Source organism: Nonomuraea sp. PA05, from assembly GCF_008086045.1.
Lineage (GTDB): Bacteria > Actinomycetota > Actinomycetes > Streptosporangiales > Streptosporangiaceae > Nonomuraea > Nonomuraea monospora.
Map to the genome: position 1 here is coordinate 364081 of NZ_VSEY01000004.1, position 22058 is coordinate 386138.

Genomic DNA, 22058 nt, shown 5'->3' on the forward strand with positions numbered 1-22058 from the left:
GTCGTCGCCGTCATCTTGGGCGTCAGGGGCGTCAGGGGCGTCAGGGGTGCTGACGCGCGGCTCAAATGGTCGCTGGTGCTCGATGAGGGAGTCGTCACGCGCGGCAGGTCGCTCAGGCATGCACTGCCCCAGTGCCATGGATCATGGAGTCATGCTCGGGGTGACGAGCGATCTTCGCTATCCGGCGGATACGTCAATTTTCACGACGGGTCGCTGAGGGAATCCTCTTCCGCGAACACTCCGGCCTCTACCGCCTTGACCGCGAGCGCGGTCCGGGAACTCACCTTCAACTTGCGCATCGCCGCACGCAGCTGTTGATCCACCGTGGCCGGTGACTTGGCCAGAATCCGGCTGATCTCCCGGTTCGTCTTGCCGGCGACGACCAGTCGGACCACGTCGAGCTCACGAGGTGAGAGCCGGTCGCCGTACCCCCGTCGACCGCCGCGCCACAATCGCGGAACCTCGGCGCCGTGTTCGCGAAGCCGCTGTGCGACACGGTCCGCATCGCCGCGGGCTCCGAGTTTGAACAGTTGCTCGTACTGTGCGGCCAGCAGCTCTCGGCCCTGTTCGAGCTGGCCTTGCGCCATGAGCGCCGCGGCTTGACGCTCGCGGGCGAGCATGGCGTCGTAGGGGCGCGGCAACGCGTTCCAGGCGCGCGCCGCCCGGTCGTACGCCCTCGCCGCGCGGGCGTGGTCTCCGGCTGCGGCGGCCAGCAGAGCACGGCATACGGTGAGGGCGGCGCGAGGCGCAGGCGCCGTACGGCCACGCAGTCCTCTGGCGAACTGGTCGCCCAGGCGGGTCGCGGCCTTCAGGTCGCCAGCGACGAGGAGTGCCTCGATCCGGGCGGGGACGAGGTCCGTCGCCCAGACCCAGATGCCTTTTCTGCGAACTGTGTCGATCGGCTCGTTCGTGATCTGCAGCGCCCGGCCGCTGTTTCCGTCCGTCAGCCACAGTCTGGCCAGCGCAGCGGCGGCCTCCATCGTGTCGTCGGCTGCGCCGAGACGGGCAGACTCCTCAAGGACCAGCCGGAACTGCTCCCCCGCCGCGCGCCGCCGTCCGGCTGCGGCCGCCAGCCGGGCCGCGAGGCGAATGCTGCCGAGGTAGTGCGCCGGCCGGTCCCGGTCGGCATCGGCGAGCGCCGCGCTTGTCTCCGCGAGCCCCTCCCACCGGCCGGTGAACCACGCCAGGTTGGTCTGTTCGAGCCGGACGTTGTGTTGCAGCCGGGACGCCTGCTCGGCCTCGGCAAGGCGCATGGCCACGGCGAGGTGTCTTTCCGCGTCGGCGTACCTGCCCCAGATCAGTGCGCCGGTCCCGACATTCGCGTGGATGCGGGCCACGTCGAGACGTTCCGCCGAGGCCGCGCCGTCGATGGGCAGGCCAGCGACGACGTCCCAGGCCTCCTCCTCGCCGAGCATGAGCAACGCAGCGGCTCGGTTGCCGGCCAGGTTCAGCCGCTCCGCGGGAGAATCGACTTCGGCGGTGAGCTCAGCGGCGCGATCCAGCCAACGCCGATGGGTCGACGCCGGCCACGGTCCCGCGTAGGCCCAGCCTAGATAGGTCATTGCCCGGGCCGCCTCGACCGGGTCATGGTCGAGGTTGGTCACCGCTTGCTCGAGCTCGCTGAGCGCGGCCTGCGCCTCACCCCCGATGATCAGGAGCCGGCCCAAGGGGTTACGGATCTCGGCCTGCTGGCGGGCGGAGAGACCGGGGGTCTCCAGCACCGAGCGCAAGGTACGGATCACGCGGTGGTAGACCTCGTCGACCGGTTCACGACGGCCCAGCGCGGCCACTCCGGCGATGCGCGCGACTCGTGCCCGATCCGCCGGCGGCAGCTCGGACCACGAAAACAGATCGACCAGCAAGTCGACCGCCTTGGTGTGGTCACCCGAGGCCATGGCCAGCTCGGCACCCTGCTCGGCGTACCGCGCCCAGGACCGGGTCTCGCCCGCCTCACGGAAGTGGTGGGCAAGGCGTGCGACAGGCGGCGGATGGATGTCCTCCAAGGCCCGGCCGGCCAGCAGGTGGAAGTGCCTGCGGTCGGTCAACGGGATCGCTTCGTAGACAGCCGTGGCGGCCAGCACGTGCCGGAACCGCCACTGGCCGCGGTCGTCTCCGTCCAGGACGCCGACGTCGGCCGCCTCCGCGATGGCGCCTCGGCACGCAGTCGGGGACAGACCGGCGGTCATCGCGATCGTGGCCTCCGATGACCGCTCAGCCAACGTGGCCGCGGCTCGCAACACCTGCTGCGCCGTCGGCGACAGACGGCCCACCCGCTCCCGGGTGGAGTCGCGCACCGTTGGCGGCACCTGTAGCTTGCGCAGCTTCAGCCGGACCCACTGTCCGTCGCGGAAGACGAGGTCGGCACGGTCGCACATGAGGCGAACCGACTCCTCCAGCACCAGAGGAACCCCACCGGTCCGCTCGTGCATGAACGTCGTGAACTCCTGCGATATCGGGTTGCCGTCCAGCATCGAGGACACCAGCGCTGCCGTGTCGTCGGGTCGCATCGGCGCCAGGGCGATCCTCAGCTGGGTCACCCCAGCAGGCAACCGGGACGTCAGCCGCAGCAACAGCGATCCGGCGTCCACCTCCTCCGGCCGATAGGAGATCACGAGGCTTGGCCCGTCCGATTGCTGTCGGGAGGCGACGAACAGCAGGAACTCCAAGGTGACCTCGTCGGCCCAGTGAGCGTCCTCGAGCACGAGAACGTCGACACGCAGAGCCCGCAGCAGCTCGTCCAGGGCGCGGAACAGGCGATGCCGTGCCGCCTTCGCATCGTTCAAAGGCTGCAATGCGGGCGGCAGGTCCGAGGACCATTCAGGGAACAGGGGCCGTAACGCACCCGCAAGCTCGGTGAGCCGCAACCGCGACACCGGACGGTCGATCCCACGGAACGCGTCGACGATCGGCCCCAACGTCAGCGATTCGCGAAGCGGCGGGCACACCGAGACCAAGGCGGTGCGCTGGTCCGGCGCGGCCAACCACTCTCGCAGCAGCCTGCTCTTCCCGATCCCCGCCTCGCCCTCCACCAGCACGATCGCCGGCGGCCGGGCCAAGGCGACCCGAAGCGCCGCCATCTCCCGATCACGACCCACGAACAGCGGCGTAGAAACCGTCGGTGAAGTCCCATCGTCTTCGGGCAAGGGGTCGAGCATGCGCGATGATCTCGCTTTTCGCTGCTCGGGCGCAACTACCCGGCCGCCCGGGGTCCTGTGGGCGCCGGGAACTCGGCCTGAAGGGGGCCAACACTCCGTTCACGGTCGTGGTCGTGAGCTGCGGCCTGGGTCGGGCATGCTCGTGACGCTTCGTGTCTTCTCCATGTTCGTGGGCTGGCTGACGCTGCTGCCCCGTAGCGACGCCTCCCAGAACCGTGCTGCGGCACGAGGTCGCCGTGCTGGTCCATCGGGTGTCCCGTCCGAGGCTGTCGTGGGCGGATCGAGCGGTGCTGTCCGGGCTGGCCGGGGACTGCCGGCGGTGCTGCGTGCTCACCGGCCGGTGACGCCAGGGACGTTGCTGCGCCGGCACCGGCGTCGGATCGCACGCCACTGGACCTACCGCGCCGGAGGACACGATTCGGCGGTCGTGGTGTTGATCCAGAGGCTGGCGCGGGAGAATCCTCGCTGGGGTTACGAGCGCATCCGTGGCGAACTGCGACATTTGTGCCATCAGGTGAGCGGTGCGACGATCCGCCGCATCCTGAACCGGGGGCGTTCGGGCCCTCTCCGAGCTCCCATCGATGATGGCTCCGACGTGATTCCGCTGCCGCTGGGCCGGATCGAGCGTCGTCACGTTCTCGGCGGGCTGATCAACGAACATCAGCGCGCCGGCCGACCATCGGATGCAGTCATGAAGGCCTAAGGCCGAGTTTGACGCCCTTCACAGGCCTGCGCCTCGAAACGCACCCCGCGATACAGGACTCAGCCGAACGCTGCGGAACGGAACATTGTGATCGCTCATTCGAGCGGCGCCCGAGAGGCCGGCCGCGAGAAGGTCCGGGCCACGCCCGAACAGACCCCCGCGCTCTTTGATCTGCCCGCCCCGGAGATCCCTCCCGTGACCGGATCTCATGATCCCGGCCGCTCCGGTCAGCGTTGGCGACGGACCATGACCGCGCGGGTTGTCGTCCACGATCTCGCCGTGCTCCGCGATAGGGCGCTGGACGCCTTCGACAGCGACATCTTCCTCGAGATCGGCGACACCGATGACGACGCGGACCTTCCCGACACTCGGGAGGTGATCGCATCGACCGCAGGAGCACTCGATTGGCTGATCGATCCGGCGGCGAGGCCATGGCCGCTGAAGGAGAGCGGCGCGATCCGCCTCGGGGCAGCCGAGCACGCGGTCGAACAGGTAGCTGATCGGAAATTCCAGGTCTCCTGGCCGGCCCAGGTTCAGGTGGGCGACCTCGCCGCAGGGCACAACGCCTTCGACGCCGCGGACGAGATCAGTGGCAGCTTGGCGGTGGCGTGGAACAACGCGGCAGCCCCCGCGCGGCCTGGATCGGGAAGCCGGCCAGGTGTTGCGCGAGAAACTCCGCCGAGCCGCCGCTGGGCGAGGTCTCGTTCAGCGAATGTGGGGCCGGCTCCAGGACCTGGTCCTCGGGTGAAAAGTGCGTCAGCCTGCCAGCCGGGCGAGGGCCAGCGCGTGTGCCTGGTCGAGGGCGTCCGCGGCGGCGCAAGGGACGTCCGGCCGCACACCGGTGCCTTCCCAGTTCGTACCGGAGACGGGGTTGATGGCGCGGCCGGTGGGGACGGTGGCTTCCAGGTGGGGGTGCACGGTCCAGCCCTTGCACGGGTGCGCGCCGCCGCGGGTGGGCTCGCCGACGACGACGGCGCGGCCGAGCTGCTGCAGGTCGTAGGCCAGTTCCTCGGCGGCGGAGAAGGTGCTGTCGCTGGACAAGACGTACAACGGCTTGCTGCCGCCGAAACGCGCGCCGGGAACGTGCGGCAGGCTCCAGGACTGCTCGCTGCGCTCGCCTCTTCGCCAGTGCATGGTGTTGAGGTGGGTGCGCTCGTCCAGGAGGTAGCTGCAGACGAAGGCGACGGTGTCCGGGTCGCCGCCGCGGTTGCCGCGAAGGTCCACGATCAGCGCCCGGGCGCGGGACGTCAGGGTGAGCGCGGCGCTCAGCGGTTCGGCGGCCCAGTCCAGCGGGAACAGCATCGGAGCCAGCTCCACCAACGCCACTCCCCCGTCGAGTAGCTCCACCCGGGGCGCGCCGCCCAGCGAGGTGTCGAAGTCCCGGCGGATGGACTCCAGGGTTGCCGCACCCTCCTCGGAGGACACCGGGTCGGCGTGGTACTTCAGTCTCAGGTGTTTGTCGTCGTTGACGGACTGCAGGTCCGCGGTGACCAGACGGGAGAGTTCCTCGGCACTGTCCATGTCGTACGCGCCCTCGGCGAGGCGTCGTCGCAGCAGGCCGGCGAGCTGCTCGGCGATCTCGGGGAACACGTAGTGCTCGGTCAGCAGCCGGGCTGTCTCGTCGATGACAGGGGCGGGCTGAAGCTTCGTCTGAGTCGTCACCGCAGGGAGTAGATCACTGCCCTGACGAAAACGTCAAAAGCGTACAGACACCGTTCCTCCTTGCCGCCTCCTGAGGAGCTTGTCGCCGGGGCTGGCTGGGGTAAGGCACCAGCGGCCATGCGCAGGCTGGAGACGGCTTCGCGGGCGCGGGCGGGCCAGCCGTTCGCATGACCCCCCGGTGTTCCACGAAGGCGAGGGTACGTTACCGCTCCTCGTAAGGCGGCGACGGAGGGGGCACCAAACAGGTTCGACGCTCCGGGAGCGCTGCCGAGGCAGCGGCGAAGAGGCCACCGGTCGCCGTGTCCGCAGAATGGCCGGTGGCCGCCCTGGTCAAGCGGTATCGCATGGCCGAAAATCAGGAGTCCATCCCCGGCGCTTCGAGCGCGACCCGTTCGGATCGAGACTTCAGGAGGTCGAAATGTCCAAGTCAGTGCTCGACATGTCGATGTCGCTCGACGGGTACATCGCTGATCCCGACGACTTCCTCGGTGGTGAGGACGGCGAGCGGCTGCACAAGTGGGCCGGCGTGGAGAGCGAGCCCGGCAAGCCGGCCGAGCCGGTCAGGGAGTTCCAGGACGAGTGGACCGCGGCCGGCGCGGTCCTCGCCGGACGACGGACCGCCGAGCTCATGGACCACTGGGGCGGCGATCACAACGGCCTTCCGATCTTCGTTCCGAGCCACCGGCCGCCCGGTCCCGCCGCCCGCTGGGGCTATCCGATGGTGACGTACGTGAACGACGGGATCAAGAGCGCGATGGCGCAGGCGAAGGCCGCTGCCGGGGAGCGGGACGTGCAGGTGCGGGGCGCGTACACGGCGCAGCGGGCGCTTGAGGCTGGGGTGCTGGACGAGGTGCAGGTCCATCTGATCCCAGTACTGCTCGGCCGTGGCCGCCGGTTGTTCGACCTGCTGCCATCGGAGATCGAGCTGGAGGTCGTACGGGTGATCGACACCCCGGAGGCCACCCACATCCGTTACCGCGTCCGTCGCTGAGCCGGCTCACGGAACGCGCCGACGGCGGGCGGTCACAGGCGCGAGCCGGTCGGCGGGGAACGCCAGTTTCACCGGACGGCGGTCGGCATTGTGTACGAGCACTGCCTCGTTGCCCACTGTCACGAAGTAGGTGTGGATGTTCGCGACGGTCAGGTTGTACACGTGCTGGTCATCGGCTGTCCGCTTGGCGAGTGCCAGGTGAGCTGCAGCATCTGGTGGAAGAGAGCTCCGGGCATCGCGCCCCCACTATCCGGGACGAGGACGACCAGCTCAGCCCGGAGGAACGCGAACGGAGCGTGAGGTGCCCAGCAGATTCCGGACAGTCGGCTACATAAGCTGACAGAAGTCTGGAAGAGGTAGGTACGTGACGAGGCGTCGCAGGCAGTCCTCGCCGGATTTCAAGGAAGAAGCCGTCCGCATGGTGCTGGAGGGCGAGCGGACGGTCGCGTCGGTGGCGCGCGAGTTTGACATCAACGCCAGCACCCTGGACAGCTGGGTGAATCGCCATCGGATCGTGCACGCCCGGGATGGGCAGCGGCCGGTCTCCGGGCCGGACCGGGCGCGGATCCGGGAGCTAAAGCGGGAGAACGCCGAACTGCGCGAAAAGTTGATCTTCCTGAAAAAGCAGCCGCCTTCTTCGCGTCCGAGACTCGATGACGCTCGCCAAGTACGAGCTCATCGACGCGGAGAAGGCCTCCCACAAGATCGCGCGGATGTGCGCCTGGCTGGGTGTGTCCCGTTCGGGCTTCTACGAGTGGCGCGAGCGGCCGGCCTCGGCCACCGCGCAACGCGGGCCCTGCTGGCAACCCTGGTCGCCGAGATCTTCGCCGGCTCGCACGAGACTTATGGCTACCGGCGGGTGCACGCCGCCCCGGCCCGCCGCGGCGAGCACTGCTCGGCCGAGCTGGTGTGCGCCCTGATGCGCGAGCAGGGCCTCATCCCGGCCCAGGTACGGGCGTTCCGGCCGGCCACCACCGTCCAGGGTGACTACCGTGGCCGGGCGGACCGACAGGTGTGCCCGGCGAATGGTCGAACTGGACTCAGCGCCGGATAGCGGCGACGAGCTCGGATCTTGCGACAATCCCCTCCCCCAGATCTGTGCAGGGATCCAAGTGGCTGCCCGAATGGCTACAGCGCTGGCTGGCAGGCCCACGAGACACTCGCTGATCTTGCCGCGTCAATCCCGAGAGCTACGGACGTTGATGACGCGCGCTGATGCCAGCGCCTCCGCGCGCGGGCATTGTTCCTTCGGGCTCTCATTCCGCGAGGGTGAAGCAGTCCTGCGGCGCCCAACGACACCTCAGACACCGCCCCGGAATCTCTCCTTGCTGTAGCTCCTCCAGCACCGAGCGCTGATCTCGTGCTGCCTGGCGTCACCGACAGTCTGATCGGTGATGGAAGCGGTGCGGGCCACGTCAGCTAGGACGACCGGGATGAGGCCGTGGGCAGTTTCGTCATGCTGTATGCATGCGTCGGGTGCGGGCTGGACGCATCTGTACGAAGACGGGGTTGCGGAACACCGAGCCCGTCAGCAGGCACTGCCCCTGCCCCAGCGCAGGCACCGTCGACCACAGCGCCTCGTGCACGCCGCCCGTGGTGGCCCGTACCGGGGCGAGGTTGCCGGCCGACTTGAGCTGATGGATGAAGCGGGTGTTCGCCAGCTCGAACAACTCCTCCGGCACATGCCCGGGCTGCTGCGACACCAGCACCAGCCCCATCCAGCGCTTACGGCCACGACGGCTGATGACCTGCAACTGATCCAGCACCGCGCGCATGCTGCCCGCACTGGCCCGCGAGACGAACGTGTGCACCTCCTCGATCACCACCAGTACCGGGGGTCGCGGCCGGCCGTCCTTGCCGATGGGTTCGCCGCGAGCGACCGCGATCACCCGGTCGAACAGGGCTTGCAGCAGGAAGGAGATGGCGATGTTGCGGGCGCTGTCGTTGGTCTCGCTCACGTCGAAGACGCTCAGGCGCCGCTCCACGAGCAGCTCGTCCACGTCCAGGTACGGGGTGTTCCTGGTGGGCCGCCAGTCGAGCATCTCGGACCTGCCGAGTTTGTACAGCTTGTTCCTCAGCGTGGAGGCGGTGGCCTTCTCCGTCGAAGCGATCATTCGCGAAAGCAGGGGCATACCACCGGTGGTCGGGTCCTCCTGCAAGCCGTCGATCAGGTCGCTGAGGTCGTACGGGCGGGCGGGAGGAGGCGGCGCGGGGGCGGCGAGGGCACCCATCCTGCCTGGCCCGGAGGCCTTCTCCGCGTTGCGCCGGGCCTGGCCCGTGATGGCTCCCCACATTCTCACCTGTGGCTCGCTGCATTCGAGGACGTCGGCGACGATTTCCTCGGGCACGTCGGCGATCGGCACCTTGAAGGGCAACGGGTCGGGCGCGTCCGTCATGCCGGCGTTCGGCACGTACACCCGGAAGTCGGGGATGCCGCGCGGACGCCGTTCGTCGAAGCGTTCCTCCAGCAGGTGCGCGAGGTGCGGCTCGTCGTTCCCCTGGTCCATCCGTACGTACTCGCCCTCGACGTCGATGGCGACGACCGCCCAGCCGGCCCGGATGGCCTCCTCCATCAGTACCTGAGTGGTGTTGGACTTGCCCGATCCCACGGTGCCGAAGATGCCGGCGTTACGCGGCAGGAAGCCCTTGTTCGCCGAATCCGCCTCGACTCTCACGTCGTCGTAACCGAGCAGGGAGCCCAGTTGCATGTCGCCTTCGATGCCCAGCATCCGGCGCAGCCGGTCGCTGGGATAGATGAACACCTGGGAGTACGGCCGGGGGCGGGTCGAGGTGGGCAGCACGCTTTCCGAAGAGGTGACCTCGCCGAGAATCTCGATCGTGCCTGCGGCGTAATAGGTGGGCCGGAACTGGGTGCGTTCCGGATGGAGCAGGGTGGTGCGGCTGATGGCCGAATCGGGGCCGATCTCGTGCGGGCTGTGGAAGGGGCCTTCGACGACGCGTCCGAGGAAGGTGATGCCTTGTTCGGTGTCATTGACGCCTACGTAGGCGTCACGGCGGAAATGGCGGCGCAGTTGTTCGGAGACCATGACGCCGCTGCTGGTGTTGTCCGTTCCGGGCCCGTCGAAGGCGACGAAGCCGAGGGTGATCAGCGATCGGGCGAGGCTGGCTTCGGCGGCCTCGAGGTCTTCGGCGGGAATCTCCTGTTCTGCGGCGGCAGGCGCGTCGTGCTGGGCTTCCGGCTCTTCCAGTGGTTCTTCGGCCCCGGCTTCGACCTCGGTGTCCGAGCTCATCCTCGTGTCCTCCGTGGGTCCAGATCGGTGAGTCCGTGCTCCACCCCGAGTTCCATCAAGCGCGTTTCGATGAACGTCCGGAATTCTCCTGCCTTGAACATCGTGCGGGCCACATTGTCGGCGAGGTCGATGTGGAAAGGAAAGCCGCGCGCGGTCACGGGCGCGCCGGTGTCCGGCAGGCCGCGCGTCCAGAGCGCGTCGGCGAGAAAGAGCGCCGCCGCCTCCTCGACCCGCTCCCGGTGGCACTCCACGAGAAACGGGCGATGCCCGGCCTTGATGAGCAGAATGGCGACCTCCGGCCCCACCTCCGCGATGAAGGCCCGGAAATTCGCCTGATTCATACGGTCGAAGTGCGCCTTGGCTCCTCCCGACCTCTCGTCACCGTCCAGGAAACCGGTAAGGTCGTCGGCCAGCGTACGCAACTCGATGAACTCCCCCGGCTCCAGGACGATGCCGGCGTTGAGCACGTCCAGGTCCTCGGGGCTTTCGCTGACCGCGATGAACCGCTGGTCCTTGATGTAGTGGCGGACGAGATCGAAGACGGGCGGCAGGTTCTCCCGCGGATGACTCAGGCCCGTACGGAGTTCGAAGGGAACCAGTTCCCCGTGAATCATCCGCCAGTCAGCCTCCTGGGCGAGCAGGAGCTTGCGTTCGCCGAAGAGCATCAGGGCGCGGCTGGCCAGGTTCGAGGTGCCGTGCACCCTGCGGAGATTGTCGAAGAACTCCCTGGCCGTGTCGCCGGTGCTGGTCAGCTCGTGCTCGAACACCCTCGTCACAAGCCCGACCGATTCGCCGGTGTTGGTGACGATCACCACGCCCACCTGAACCTTCGTGCCGCTCAGGAGGGGTACGGCGGCCGCCCGTGTGAGGCCAGAACGGCCGCATCGACCCGATCCCGCAGGTGGTCGACATACTGTTCGAGCTCCATCCATGGCGCGACCGACAGGATGTCGGCAAGGCTTTGCGCGTCACGCTGTTCCACTGGACCTCCAGCTCCTCCAGTGACGCTTCGCAACCGATCACCACACTCTGTTGCAGAGTAGCCACGAGACCGGCGGAGTTCCAGGTCTTATAAGCACCAGGTCACTGCCGAAGGAAGCCGCACGCCCGAGCGCTTGAGCTCGCCTATTCGGGATCGTCCAGAGCGGCCGAGAGGTTCCCTGTGCGCAGCTCTCGCTGATCGACCCACTTCTTCCCTTCGGCGGCGATCGCCTCCAGAACATGGAGGGTGTGAGGAAGGCCCGCCGCGTCCAGCGATACTTCGGACACCGCTCCGGGGCGCTCTCCCAGTTGTAGTTCCTCCATCCCGGAGTTCACCTCGACACTGATCTGATTGCCGTTGACGAGCGCGAGCTGAAAATCGCGTCCGCCGTCGTCCGACTGCTTGACGCTTACGGACGCGACGGACTCGAAGCGGTAGTTGAGCCGCTGCCGGTTGTGGAAGGTGCCCTTCAAGAAGTCGAGAGTGGCGGTGAACTGGCGCACCCCTTCCTGGGTGACGAGGAAGACCAGGAGCTGGTACTTCTTGTATCGCCACGGCCCTCCACGCAGTCGCGCGCGTTCACTCCCCCGGGCGGGAGCCTCGATGAAGGCGTGCGCGATGACACCGCTCATGGTCAGCCGGTAATGCCGCAACGCCTCCTCCAGGAGCACCTTGCGGTCGCAGTCCAGCCAGGTCGCCATTTTCTCGTCATCTGGCTTGTCCTCCAGTTTTGCCCGCCACCTGGCCAGGGCCTCCAGGTCATCCAGGTAGGCCGAGAGGGTTTCAGCCCGGTCGGCGGCGTACCGGCGACGCTCCAGGACGATGTGCAGGCAGGTACGGGCGCAGAACCACCCGGAGATCAGCAGGAGGAGAAGCGTGCCGGTCGCAGACAGAGGCTCGTCCGGCACGATGCCGGCAGCGGCCCAGCCGCCCGCGCCTGCAAGGGTGAGGAATCCGAGTATCGCCCGTGCTTTCGTCAAGCGGGGAGTCGTGAGTTCCCGACGGTAGCTCCACAACGTGCCTTTCCTGCGGCGCGTGGCGGCCTGGCTCGCCCGGTGCCGGATGAGCCAGGCGATCTTCTCGACTCCGGTCCGGGTCTCGCCATAGACCTCCGTGAGCTCGTCGCGCAGGCTCCGGCGTATGCCCTCTGTTTCGGCTGCCCACTGGTCACGGTCCAGGCCCGGAGGAACGTACTTGGCGAAATAGTGATTGATCCGGTGCTCGGCCTTCTTCGCGAAATTGCCGCGCTCGGCCTTGGCCTTACGTTTGGGGTGCTGCTTGGCGCGGCGAGCGACGAATTCGCGCTCGAACTTGATCTGGCGTACGCGATACTCCCGGTCCTTGGCACGACGGCGTACGACGCGGTGGCGCCAGAGCACGGTGTCCCGTATGCCGACCGAGGCACCGGCGAGGCCCAGCACATAGGCGACCATCACCACCGCGCGACCGCTCTGCAGGATCAGGTGCCCCAGATTGGCTGTCGCCGCGACCAGGACGAACGCCGATGCCACCGCTCGGACCCAGCATTTCGCCGGTGTGTCAGGTGGCTGAGGCTCCCGCAGCAGAGGCCTGGCTGGTAACGGGTGGAAGAACTTCCAGATCCGGTCCTCGCGCCTCTCGGCCATCTGATCCGCCTTGGCCTTGGACAGCGCCCGGTGCCACAGATGGTCCTCGATGGGACCGTCGAGGTACAGCTCCAGGTGCTCCAGGATCAAGCTGCGCTGTGGTTCGCGGAGCGCGTCAAGGTCCTTGACCACGACGCGGATGTCGTCCTCCGCCTTGCCCGCCGACTCCAGAAGACGATCGATGATGCGTACGCCGTCCCGCCACGAATCCTCGCCCCGCAGCGCCATGGTGGCATGCCTGTCACGCAGCTGGCAGGTTTCGTCCTTGGTCAGCTCGTGCCGCGTCCGGCGGCTCACCATGGCGAGCAACCAGTAGAAGTAGACCTCGTTGGTGGCGTAGCCGACCATGGCGTCGCTGATCAGCCGGCGGGCCGGCCCCGGCATCCGGCCCTTGAGGAACGAGACACCCTTGCGAAACGTGATCTCGGGCGAGTCCCGCGGATCCATCTCGTAGACGGTGACGTTGTGCACCGTGCCCGCCTGCACTCCGATGTGGGAGTCCGTGGCCACGTTCTCGACACGATGCCCTGGCTCCGTCATGACAGGGATTGGGCTAGGGCGATGAGGGCGGTGAGCTCCGCCGCCAGCGCGGCCACGTCGCCGACCAGCCCGCGCAGCTTCTTCAGCGCCAGCGTCAGCGTGTTCCTCCCATCCGGCAGCTCGCCTTCCAGCGCCTGGTCGGCCGCGCTGAGCTCCGCCTCCGCCGCCTTGTACGTCGCCTCGTCCAGGTGCCCGTCCGCCCAGGCCTGCCACAGCCGGGAGCGGAACCCCGCCAGCGCCTCCGGCAGGTCCGCCGGCCGGGACGTCTCCGGAGTGATCCAGATTCCGCCGTGCACGGTGCCGGCCTGCACTCCAACGTGCGCGTTTCCCTTGGCGATGTTCCTGTTCGTCTCGGGCATGGCAGAGCTCCTTGTCGTGGGTTCTTCGGCAGACAGTTCCTCGGCCAGAGCCGCGGCGAACGTGGCCGCGTTGGCCACGGCGCGCGGCTGCCACTGCTCGCGGTCCGTGGCTTCCTTGGTGCCGTCGGCCCGGTCGCTGATGCCCCGGATGACGACCACCGGCAGCGCCCGGTTCAAGTGGCCGGCCTGTGCCACGCCGGCGCCCTCCATCTCGATCGCCCGCGCGTCGTTGTAGTGCTCGCGAATCCAGTGGGCGTGCTCGGAGAGCCGGGAGTTCAGCACCACCTCCCCCGCGGCGATCGGCCCGAAGTGCACCTGCGGCCTCGGGTCGAGGTCCCCGGCCCAGGCGCCGGTGCGGTGCAGGTGCTGGGCGATCTGGTCGGCGGCGTGCGAGGTCTCCCAGACTCGGGGACGGCTCTTGCACCCGTCGTCCTGGCTGGTGCCGCCGTGGAAGGCGTACACGTGCGTGGCCACCACGACGTCGCCGAGCGCGATGTGCGCGTGCAGCGCGCCGGCCACGCCGACGAAGAGCAGTGCGGCCGGCCGGAACTCGGCGATGGCGCGTTCCGCCAGCACCGCCGCGGACAGGTTGCCCTTGCCGACGTGCGCCAGGACCACCTCGCACCGGCCGGCCGCCAGCCGGCCCACCTCGAAGAGGGTGCCCTGGGAGTGCCGGTGCAGCCGCGGGCCGGTCAGCTTTTCGCGGACCGCCTGGTATTCCAGGTCGAGTGCGGTGAGGATCACAACAGGGCTCACTGCGCCGGCTCCTTTCCGTTCGGCGAGTTTTCGGCGGGGCGGATCATCGGGGGGTACAGGACCTCGCGCGGCCCTGCCCGGAACAGCCGGGCCGGTCGCCCGGTCGCGGCCTTGCGCGCCGAACCGGCCGGGACGATGAACCCGTCGGTTTTCTTGATCTTCCGGTAGAAGTTCCGCGGGTCGAGCGGCATCCCCCACACCGCCTCGTAGACGTCCTGAAGATCGGTGATCGTGAACGTCGGCCCGCAGAAGGCCGTGGCGAGCGCGGAGTGCTCGAGTTTGGCGCGGGCACGCTCGACGCCGTCGGTGACGATGCGCCGGTGATCGAACGCGAGGTCCAGCTCACCGGAGAGCACCCGATCGGCGGGCTGCCACCCGGCGTCGGCGGCGTCGGTGCCGGCGGTCGGCTCGGGCAGCCTTGGGGCGATGGCCAGGAAGGCGACGCTCACCACCCGGCCACGCGGGTCCCGCCCTGGGTCGTCGTAGACACCGAGTTGTTCCAGCCGGAGTGTCTCGACGCTCAGGTCGGTCTCCTCCGCCAGTTCGCGATGAGCCGCGACGAGGAGACTTTCTTGTGAGTGCTGCAGGAAGCCGCCCGGCAGCGCCTGGGCGCCCTCGTACGGCTCGATGCCGCGCTCGACGAGCAGCACGTGCAGGCGCGAATCGCGCAAGGTGAGGATCACCAGGTCAACGGCGAGCAGGATGGCGGGCGGCTCCCATCGATCGTCGCTCATGCACCCGACTCTAGGTTTTTGTCAGACTGACAAAAAGTAGCGGCGCGGTAAGCTTCGCCATCCCCTCGCAAGGCTTGGGGCTGACGCCTGTCCGCTTGCGCGGCGTTCCTGGGTGGGCATGCCGGTGACGGTACGCTGCCCGTCCGACAATTCGGTGTCAGGCGTCGCGGACGTTCGGCTTGTGAGCCGACCGACTGCGCGTCCCAGATCCCGGAGCCAGTGACCTCAACCTCGGGCGGGCGTGCGGAACACCTGGTGGTTGTGCCAGCCGATGTGGTCCTGCTCAACTTCGTCCAAGCCGGGCTGGGGCCGTCGGGCGGGCCTGCCCGCCAGGGAGAGCACCATGTCCCGGGACGACTGCGAGCGGCCGACGAACCGGGCCGAGACGGCAATGGCGCGCTCCGCGGTCAGCCCGATGACGCCCTTGTCGAACAGTTTGTGGTGGATCGCGCACAGGCACAGCCCGTTCGCCACGTCGTCGGGACCGTCGAAGGCCCACCAGCGCACGTGCGCGGCGTCCAGGCCCACCACCGCGCCGTCCAGCCAGCCGTCGTAAGCGCAGAACGCGCAGCAGTACTCGTACGCCATGAGAACCCGGTCGCGGAAGCGCCGGTCGCGCTGCTTCTTGGTCTCCGTGAGGGTTTCCAGCGTCTCCAGGTCCAAGCCGGCCAGCAGGCACAGGTCGGTGTGCAGGGACGGCGCGAAGTTGGCATCCAGGAGATAGCGGGCCATCCGCCCCAGCAGACCGGGCTCCTCCGCCAGCGCGCGGGCCAGGTCGGGATGCAGACGGCCGGCGGCCTCGCTGTCGCGCAGGCGGCCCAGTTCCGGGCCCGGGCTGCCGAGGCCGTGGCGGGTCTCGACCAGCCAGAGGCCGTCGTTCGTCAGATGGTGGAACGGGTAGCCGGGGCTGGTGTCGCGCGGCGGGCCGTACTCCTTGAGCAGTTTCCTCAGCTCGGCCTCGGCGGCGCTGAACGGGATGGGACCGTTGCCGTGCCGCTGGAAGTTGCCCAGGGCGTACAGGAGGAGGAGCGGCTTGTGCGGGGCACGCTCGCCGCCTCTGCTCCAGCGCCGGACTTCGGCGATACGCTCGATCCAGTCCACGATCGGCCAGTGTAAGGCGATTCCGGCCTGTCGCGGGGGCGGGCCGCGCCCTATAGTCGCCGGGTGAGCGATCTTCAGCCGGGTGTCTATCAGCATCTGGTCACTCGTGAGCTGGATCGCCTGCTGCGTGCGGTGTCCGATCGTGATTTGATCGACCGGCGTTCCCTGGACCTTGCCGACTCCCACGAGATTCTGGCCCGGCACCTGGCCGCGCTCACCCGGCGGGCCCTGCGCTCGGTACGGGGCGAGAACGACGCGGTGCGACTGGCTCGGCAGGTGGGGATCGTCAATCGGGTCGCTGATCTCCTCGGCGACCTGGTACCCGAGGCCGCCTCCCCTGAGGAGATGGTGGAGGCCGCGGAAGAGCTGCTGGGTATCGCCAAAGGCCGGGACGCGGGTGGGCAGGTGCGTTTTCCACCGCGACCGGCGGTCCCCCTAACCGGCAGTGCGTTGCTGGTCAACGGGCGCGGCCAACCAGAGATCGGTCATGAACTCAAGCGGGAGCTGGCCTCCGCCGACCAGGTCGATCTGCTGTGCGCGTTCGCTAAGTGGAACGGTGTACGGGTACTGGCCGAGGCGATCGAGGAGTTCCTCCAGCGCGGCGGCCGGCTGAGGGTGGTGACCACCACCTACATCGGCGCCACCGACCGCCTGGCCCTGGACCGGCTGGCGGCGATGGGCGCCGAGATCCGCGTCTCCTACGACACCCGGATGACCAGGCTCCACGCGAAGGCCTGGCTGTTCCGCCGCGACAACGGCTTGTCCACCGCCTACGTGGGCTCGTCCAACCTGTCGCGCACCGCTCTCAGCCACGGGCTGGAGTGGAACGTCCGGCTCGCCCAGGCGGAGCAGCCGCACCTGATCGACACGTTCGCCGCCACGTTCGACGACTACTGGGGCGATCCGTCGTTCGAGCCCTACGACCCGGCGCACGACGCCGGGCGGCTCGACCGCGCCCTGTCCGCCGAGCGGGCGGGCGGCCGGTCCGTGGTGCTCGACTTCGCGCACGTGGACGTCCGCCCGTACTTCTACCAGCGCGAGATCCTCGACGAGCTCGCCGCTGAGCGGGAGATCCACCACCGGTGGCACAATCTGGTCGTCATGGCCACCGGCACCGGCAAGACCGTGGTCGCCGCGCTCGACTACCGGCGACTACGAATGGCCGGGCAGGCAGAGTCGGTGCTGTTCATCGCCCACCGCAAGGAAATCCTGCGGCAGAGCCTGCTCACGTTCCGGCAGGTGCTGCGGGACGAGACGTTCGGCGAGCTGTACGTGGACGGCGCCCGGCCCGAGCAGTGGCGGCACGTGTTCGCCTCGATCCAGACCCTGCAGGCCAATCCGCTGGCGGAGCCGGACCGCTTCGACATGGTGATCGTGGACGAGTTCCATCATGCCGAGGCCGCCACGTATCGCAAGCTGCTCACCGGAGTGCGGCCGAAGGTGCTCCTGGGCCTGACTGCGACCCCCGAGCGTGCCGACGGGCAGGACATCAAGCACTGGTTCGGCGGCCGGATCGCCGCCGAGCTGCGCCTGTGGGAGGCGCTGGAGCGGGGGCTGCTGGCCCCGTTCCAGTATTTCGGTGTGCACGACGGCACCGACCTGCGCCGGATCGGCTGGCGCCGGGGCCAGGGATATGACGTCGGCCAGCTCTCGAACGTCTACACGGGCAACGATCGCCGCGCCGCCGTGGTCCTGGAGACGTTGCACCGCAAAGTGGGTGATGTGGGGCGGATGCGGGCCCTCGGCTTCTGCGTGAGCATCGACCACGCCCGCTTCATGGCCGACCGCTTCACCCGGGCCGGCCTCCCGTGAATCGCCCCGGGTTCGGTGGAGACTTGATCTCTTGAGAGGATCGAGTCCATGCCAGGTAAGTCCCCCTATCCCGCCGAGCTGCGCCGCCGTGCGGTGCGGATGGTCGCCGAGGTGCGGCCGGATTACCCGACCGAGTGGGCCACCATCAACGCGGTGGCGACCAAGCTCGGCATCGGCACCGCGGAGACACTGCGCACTTGGGTCCGTCAGGCGCAGATCGATGAGGGCAGCCGTCCCGGCCGCACGACGGACGAGTCGGCCGAGCTGAAGCGGTTACGCCGGGAGAACGCCGAACTGCGGCGGGCGAACGAGATCCTGAAGGCCGCGTCGGCTTTCTTCGCGGCCGAGCTCGACCGGCCACACACGCACTCGTGACCTTCATCGACCAGCACGCCGACGTGTTCGGTGTCGAGCCGATCTGCCGTGTCCTGACCGAGCACGGCTGCCCCATCTCCACCAGCACCTACTACGCCGCCAAGAGGCGCCCGCCCTCGACGCGAGCGGTGCGCGACGCCGCCCTGGACGCCCACATCCAGCGCATCCACACCGACAACTACGGCGTCTACGGTGCCCGCAAAGTCTGGCAGCAACTGCTGCGGGAGGGGCATCGGGTGGCTCGCTGCACCGTCGAGCGCCGGATGCGCGGGCTCGGCCTGCAAGGCGCCCGGCGGGGCAAGAAGATCCGCACCACCACGCCCGATCCAGGACACGAGCGGGCGGCCGACCGACTGCAGCGCGACTTCACCGCCTCCCGGCCGAACGCCACCTGGGTGGCCGACTTCACCCACGTTTCCGCCTGGTGCGGGGTGGTCTACGTCGCGTTCGTCGTGGACATCTACTCCCGGGCGATCGTCGGCTGGGCCGCCTAGCTGACCAAGCACACCACCCTCGTGCTGGACGCCCTGGACATGGCCCTGTGGCGGCGTGAGCGCACCGGCCACCCGGCCGGGCCGGGACTGATTCATCACTCGGACGCGGGCAGTCAAGGCGGATTCAACTGGTCGTCGCAACACCTCGATCGTCGAGGGGGATGTTGTGGCGCAGGGAAGGGCGCGTGCCGCGATTCAGGCTGGTCGGCCGCCGCTTCGGTCACCGGGGCGGCCTCCGGTCAACCGGCGCGAGGAGAAGCAGCGGTTCTGGCGGTTGATCGCCGAAGGGCTGTCGAGCGAGGAGGCGGCTGTCGCGTGCGGCGTGTCAATGCCGTTGGGGCCTCGGTGGTTTCGCGAGGGTGGCGGTATGCCGCCGATCAGCTTGGATGCACTGTCGGGCCGCTACCTGTCGTTCGCCGAGCGCGAGGAGATCGCCATGCTGCGTGCGCAGGGGCGTGGAGTACGGGAGATCGCCCGCAGTCTGGGACGGGCCCCGTCGACGATATCGCGGGAGTTGCGGCGTAACGCGGCGACCCGTGGCGGACGCCTGGACTATCGGGCCTCGGTCGCGCAGTGGCACGCCGACCGCCAGGCCCGCCGGCCCAAGGTGTGCAAGCTCGCCGCCAATGATCAGCTGCGGCAGTATGTGCAGGACCGGCTGGCCGGCACGGTCCGCGCCCCGGACGGCCGCGAGATCGAAGGACCACAGGTCCGCTGGATCGGGCGACGGCACGGGCGCCGCCAGGACCGGCGCTGGGCAACGTCCTGGAGCCCAGAGCAGATCGCGGGTCGGCTTGCGGTCGACTTCCCCGAGGATAAAACCATGCGGATCTCGCACGAGGCCATCTACCAGGCTCTGTATATCCAGGGCCGTGGCGCGCTGCGCCGCGAGCTGACCGCTTGCCTGCGCACCGGCCGCGCACTGCGAGTGCCCCGGGCTCGAACCCGGCAGCGCGGGAAGAAGTTCGTCACCGAGGACGTGCTGATCAGTCAGCGGCCCGCCGAGGCCGCCGACCGAGCCGTGCCCGGGCATTGGGAAGGCGATCTGATCATCGGCCTGGACAGCTCCGCGATCGGCACGCTGGTCGAGCGCACCTCCCGCTACACGATGCTTCTGCACCTGCCCCGGATGGACGGCCATGGCGAGAGCGAGCGGGTCAAGAACGGCCCGGCGCTCGCCGGACACGGGGCCGAAGCGGTTCGCGACGCCATCGCCGCCACGATCATTACGCTGCCCGAGCAGCTGCGCAGGTCACTGACCTGGGACCAGGGCGCGGAGATGGCCCAGCATGCTCAACTGCGCATCGACACCGGGCTGGACATCTACTTCTGTGACCCGCATAGTCCCTGGCAGCGCGGCACCAACGAGAACACCAACGGACTACTGCGTCAATACTTCCCTAAAGGCACCGACCTGAGCAGGCACAGCCGAAGCGACCTGGACGCCATCGCCGCCACGCTCAACAGCCGCCCCCGGAAGACCCTCGGCTGGCGTACTCCGGCAGAGGCGTTCAACGAGGAGCTACGCTTGCTGACAGGCAGTGTTGCAACGACTCCTTGAACCCGAGCAATACACCTCTTTCCGGTTCACCACCCATCTGCTGGCGGCCGGCATCGACGCCTCCATCGGCACGGTCGGCGACGCGCTCGACAACGCCCTGATGGAATCGCAGATCGGCCTCTACAAGACCGAGCTGATCGAGCCCCGGGGCCGTGGCGCAGCCTGGCCGACGTGGAACTGGCCACCGCTAATGGGTGGCCTGGTTCAACACCATCCGCCTGCACTCAGCCATCGGACACCTCCCGCCCGAGGAGTTCGAGGCGATCTACTACGCTCAACACCACCCCAACGAAGCCCTAGCAATCAACCGCTGAGGTCTCCATCAAAGCCGGGGCGGTTGCCGACCGACGCCAGCAACCCTCAGGAATATCGTTGTCGTCTCTGGACCCGCGGCCGCGGGCCCAGAGACTTGGGCCATTGAGTCCCATGCCTTGATCCTCACCTCCAAGCAGCCGATCGTCGGCGCCGCCGCGGCCGACCACGGCATACCGTTCCGGCATTGAACGCCGGCACCATTCCACTCATCCACTTACAAGCACATAAAGTAATCGAGTGATTGCGATGAGTGCCTTAATGCTTCCCTGGCTCTCTGTCGACAGCCTGGCCCAAGCCACACCCACACCACCTGGATATGCAGACCCCGCCACGGGCACCTGGCTGATGAGTGCCATCGACTTCTCCGAGGACGGCTTGCTGATCACCCGCACCCACACCGCCGGTCAACGCGGAGATCCCGTCCGGGCCAATGAGCGCGTGCTGGGACTCGGCTGGCAACTGCAACCACTGGGCGGCATGCTGGGCAACCGACTGCATGACCACAGCGATCACGGCTTTGTCATGCTGGACCTCGCTTACGGCACCGAGTCTCACCGCTACCTCGCCGATCCGTCCCGGCCAGAGGCCTTCGTCCACGCCGGCAGTCTCATCGTGCGCAACAGCAACGACACCTTCACCCAGACCGACGAGACGGGCCTGATCGTCACCTGGTCCCGGGTGCACGGCCACTTGCTGCCTACCTCGGTGGGCCTGCCCGATGGCGACTTCCAGAGCGTCACCTACGACGCTCACCGCCGAGTGCGCCGTCTGATCTCACCGGCCGCTCCCCGAGCGGACTGCCGGAAGCCTGACCCCGCATCATGCTCCACGGCCACCTTCATCCATGCCGACAGGACCACCGCCACGCCATCCGCGCTGGGCGAGGTAACCGGCCTGCTCGCGTCGATCGACTACAACGCCGCCGGCGACACGCCACCGGTGACGGCTCTCACCTATCGCTACGACGCCGGCGGACATCTGCGCCAGGTCCGCGATCTGCGACGGCCAGACAAAAATCCTGAACGTCGCTTCGTATACGCCTACTCGACAGACGGCGACATCACGAAGATGACCACCACGGAGGAGGGGTCATGGCACCTCACCTACTCCTCCCCTGGCACCTTGGCGAACGCGGCACGGCGCACCATACGCCTCGGCGCCCGAGCCTGTCCCACTCCCTATGCCGCCGACTACATGCTTCGCGGCATGTGCAAGACCAGCGTCGACGTGCGTCAGGGTGCGAGCAAGGTCATGCGACCCCCGTTCTGGAAGGCGACCTTGACCGGCGGGTCAGTGATGGGCATCACCAACGACGGCTGCAGCGCCCCCATCGTCGGCAACAAGCCCACCTACTGGCTGGACTTCCGCGCCGCATGCGACTCCCATGACTACGGTTACGGCCTGATCCGCAACAGGCTGAACGGCGATCGGAACGGCCTGGACCGCTCCCAGCGCACGCACGTCGACGCTGTCTTCCTGACCATCATGAAGGAACGCATCTGCGCCGCCATCACCGGCACGGTCGCCGACCCATTTCGCGGCACCCAGTCGTCCAAACGCTCCCTCTGCCTCAGCTACGCCAACACCTTCTACAAGGCCGTCCGAGCCAAGGGCGACGGCGCGCTCTGAGACATCATTGTCA

The 22058-nt window shown here is 68.3% G+C and carries 16 protein-coding genes and 2 pseudogenes; 8 read left to right on the top strand and 10 right to left on the bottom strand.

Translation table 11 applies throughout. The features are described from left to right. Positions 1-200 precede the first annotated feature (200 nt). The gene (locus tag FXF51_RS08940) at positions 201-3155 is read right to left on the bottom strand and encodes an ATP-binding protein (protein WP_148433788.1); all 2955 of its coding nucleotides are present in this window, start codon (positions 3153-3155) and stop codon (positions 201-203) included. A 136-nt stretch (positions 3156-3291) separates the two neighbouring features. Here FXF51_RS08940 and FXF51_RS08945 point away from each other — a divergent pair, with 136 nt between their 5' ends. Further along, a complete protein-coding gene (locus FXF51_RS08945) occupies positions 3292-3858 on the top strand; it encodes a helix-turn-helix domain-containing protein (RefSeq protein ID WP_187414268.1) in 567 nt (188 codons plus the stop codon). Positions 3859-4614: 756 nt separating this feature from the next. Here FXF51_RS08945 and FXF51_RS08950 read toward each other — a convergent pair. Continuing rightward, positions 4615-5520: a S41 family peptidase gene (locus FXF51_RS08950; protein WP_148433789.1), complete on the bottom strand. Its 906-nt coding sequence runs from the start codon at positions 5518-5520 to the stop codon at positions 4615-4617. A gap of 418 nt (positions 5521-5938) precedes the next feature. Here FXF51_RS08950 and FXF51_RS08955 point away from each other — a divergent pair, with 418 nt between their 5' ends. After that, positions 5939-6511, top strand: a complete 573-nt coding sequence (locus FXF51_RS08955; RefSeq protein ID WP_148433790.1) for a dihydrofolate reductase family protein — start codon at positions 5939-5941, stop codon at positions 6509-6511. A gap of 6 nt (positions 6512-6517) precedes the next feature. On the opposite strand, the gene FXF51_RS08960 is transcribed toward FXF51_RS08955, so the two are convergent. Further along, entirely contained in the window at positions 6518-6673 is a 156-nt protein-coding gene (locus tag FXF51_RS08960) for a hypothetical protein (protein ID WP_187414269.1), read from the bottom strand. Positions 6674-6875: 202 nt separating this feature from the next. Between FXF51_RS08960 and FXF51_RS08965 the strand changes: the two genes are divergently transcribed. Beyond that, positions 6876-7565: a transposase gene (locus tag FXF51_RS08965; protein WP_148433792.1), complete on the top strand. Its 690-nt coding sequence runs from the start codon at positions 6876-6878 to the stop codon at positions 7563-7565. 400 nt (positions 7566-7965) lie between these two features. Here the strand turns inward: FXF51_RS08965 and FXF51_RS08970 are convergent, their stop codons facing one another. From FXF51_RS08970 to FXF51_RS08995, 7 genes are all read right to left on the bottom strand, one after another. Further along, positions 7966-9762 (bottom strand): ATP-binding protein, encoded by a 1797-nt coding sequence (locus FXF51_RS08970; RefSeq protein WP_148433793.1) that lies wholly within the window; start codon positions 9760-9762, stop codon positions 7966-7968. Further along, complete coding sequence (locus tag FXF51_RS08975) at positions 9759-10577, bottom strand: hypothetical protein (protein ID WP_148433794.1); 819 nt, start codon at positions 10575-10577, stop codon at positions 9759-9761. Before FXF51_RS08975 ends, FXF51_RS08970 begins: the two co-directional genes overlap by 4 nt. Before the next feature lie 23 nt (positions 10578-10600). Then, a complete protein-coding gene (locus FXF51_RS60680) occupies positions 10601-10744 on the bottom strand; it encodes a hypothetical protein (protein WP_187414270.1) in 144 nt (47 codons plus the stop codon). 143 nt (positions 10745-10887) lie between these two features. Further along, positions 10888-12909, bottom strand: coding sequence for a hypothetical protein (locus FXF51_RS08980; protein ID WP_148433795.1), 2022 nt, complete (start codon positions 12907-12909; stop codon positions 10888-10890). Further along, positions 12906-14024, bottom strand: coding sequence for a 5'-methylthioadenosine/S-adenosylhomocysteine nucleosidase (locus tag FXF51_RS08985; protein ID WP_148433796.1), 1119 nt, complete (start codon positions 14022-14024; stop codon positions 12906-12908). Before FXF51_RS08985 ends, FXF51_RS08980 begins: the two co-directional genes overlap by 4 nt. Further along, complete coding sequence (locus FXF51_RS08990; RefSeq protein ID WP_148433797.1) at positions 14021-14758, bottom strand: NUDIX hydrolase; 738 nt, start codon at positions 14756-14758, stop codon at positions 14021-14023. Before FXF51_RS08990 ends, FXF51_RS08985 begins: the two co-directional genes overlap by 4 nt. Positions 14759-14983: 225 nt before the next feature. After that, the gene (locus tag FXF51_RS08995; protein WP_148433798.1) at positions 14984-15859 is read right to left on the bottom strand and encodes a phosphorothioated DNA-binding restriction endonuclease; all 876 of its coding nucleotides are present in this window, start codon (positions 15857-15859) and stop codon (positions 14984-14986) included. A gap of 63 nt (positions 15860-15922) precedes the next feature. Here FXF51_RS08995 and FXF51_RS09000 point away from each other — a divergent pair, with 63 nt between their 5' ends. The 5 genes and pseudogenes from FXF51_RS09000 (at position 15923) to FXF51_RS09020 (ending at position 22045) form a co-directional block, all read left to right on the top strand. Continuing rightward, on the top strand, positions 15923-17671 hold the full coding sequence (locus tag FXF51_RS09000) for a DEAD/DEAH box helicase family protein (RefSeq protein ID WP_148433799.1): 1749 nt from the start codon (positions 15923-15925) through the stop codon (positions 17669-17671). Positions 17672-17719: 48 nt separating this feature from the next. Beyond that, positions 17720-18603, top strand: a pseudogene (locus tag FXF51_RS63690) (IS3 family transposase); the annotation flags it as partial. Positions 18604-18907: 304 nt separating this feature from the next. Then, a complete protein-coding gene (locus tag FXF51_RS09015; protein WP_148433802.1) occupies positions 18908-20101 on the top strand; it encodes an IS30 family transposase in 1194 nt (397 codons plus the stop codon). A gap of 7 nt (positions 20102-20108) precedes the next feature. Further along, positions 20109-20415, top strand: a pseudogene (locus tag FXF51_RS62455) (integrase core domain-containing protein); the annotation flags it as partial. A 346-nt stretch (positions 20416-20761) separates the two neighbouring features. Then, a complete protein-coding gene (locus FXF51_RS09020; protein WP_187414272.1) occupies positions 20762-22045 on the top strand; it encodes a phospholipase A2 in 1284 nt (427 codons plus the stop codon). Positions 22046-22058: the final 13 nt, after the last annotated feature.

Bases quoted from the DNA above. Each gene is read 5' to 3' on its own strand.
- FXF51_RS09020 (WP_187414272.1), top strand. From the start codon at position 20,762: ATGAGTGCCATCGACTTCTCCGAGGACGGCTTGCTGATCACCCGCACC.
- FXF51_RS09015 (WP_148433802.1), top strand. From the start codon at position 18,908: ATGCCGCCGATCAGCTTGGATGCACTGTCGGGCCGCTACCTGTCGTTC.
- FXF51_RS08940 (WP_148433788.1), bottom strand. From the start codon at position 3,155: ATGCTCGACCCCTTGCCCGAAGACGATGGGACTTCACCGACGGTTTCT.
- FXF51_RS08980 (WP_148433795.1), bottom strand. From the start codon at position 12,909: ATGACGGAGCCAGGGCATCGTGTCGAGAACGTGGCCACGGACTCCCAC.
- FXF51_RS08990 (WP_148433797.1), bottom strand. From the start codon at position 14,758: ATGAGCGACGATCGATGGGAGCCGCCCGCCATCCTGCTCGCCGTTGAC.
- FXF51_RS08955 (WP_148433790.1), top strand. From the start codon at position 5,939: ATGTCCAAGTCAGTGCTCGACATGTCGATGTCGCTCGACGGGTACATC.
- FXF51_RS08970 (WP_148433793.1), bottom strand. From the start codon at position 9,762: ATGAGCTCGGACACCGAGGTCGAAGCCGGGGCCGAAGAACCACTGGAA.
- FXF51_RS08945 (WP_187414268.1), top strand. From the start codon at position 3,292: ATGCTCGTGACGCTTCGTGTCTTCTCCATGTTCGTGGGCTGGCTGACG.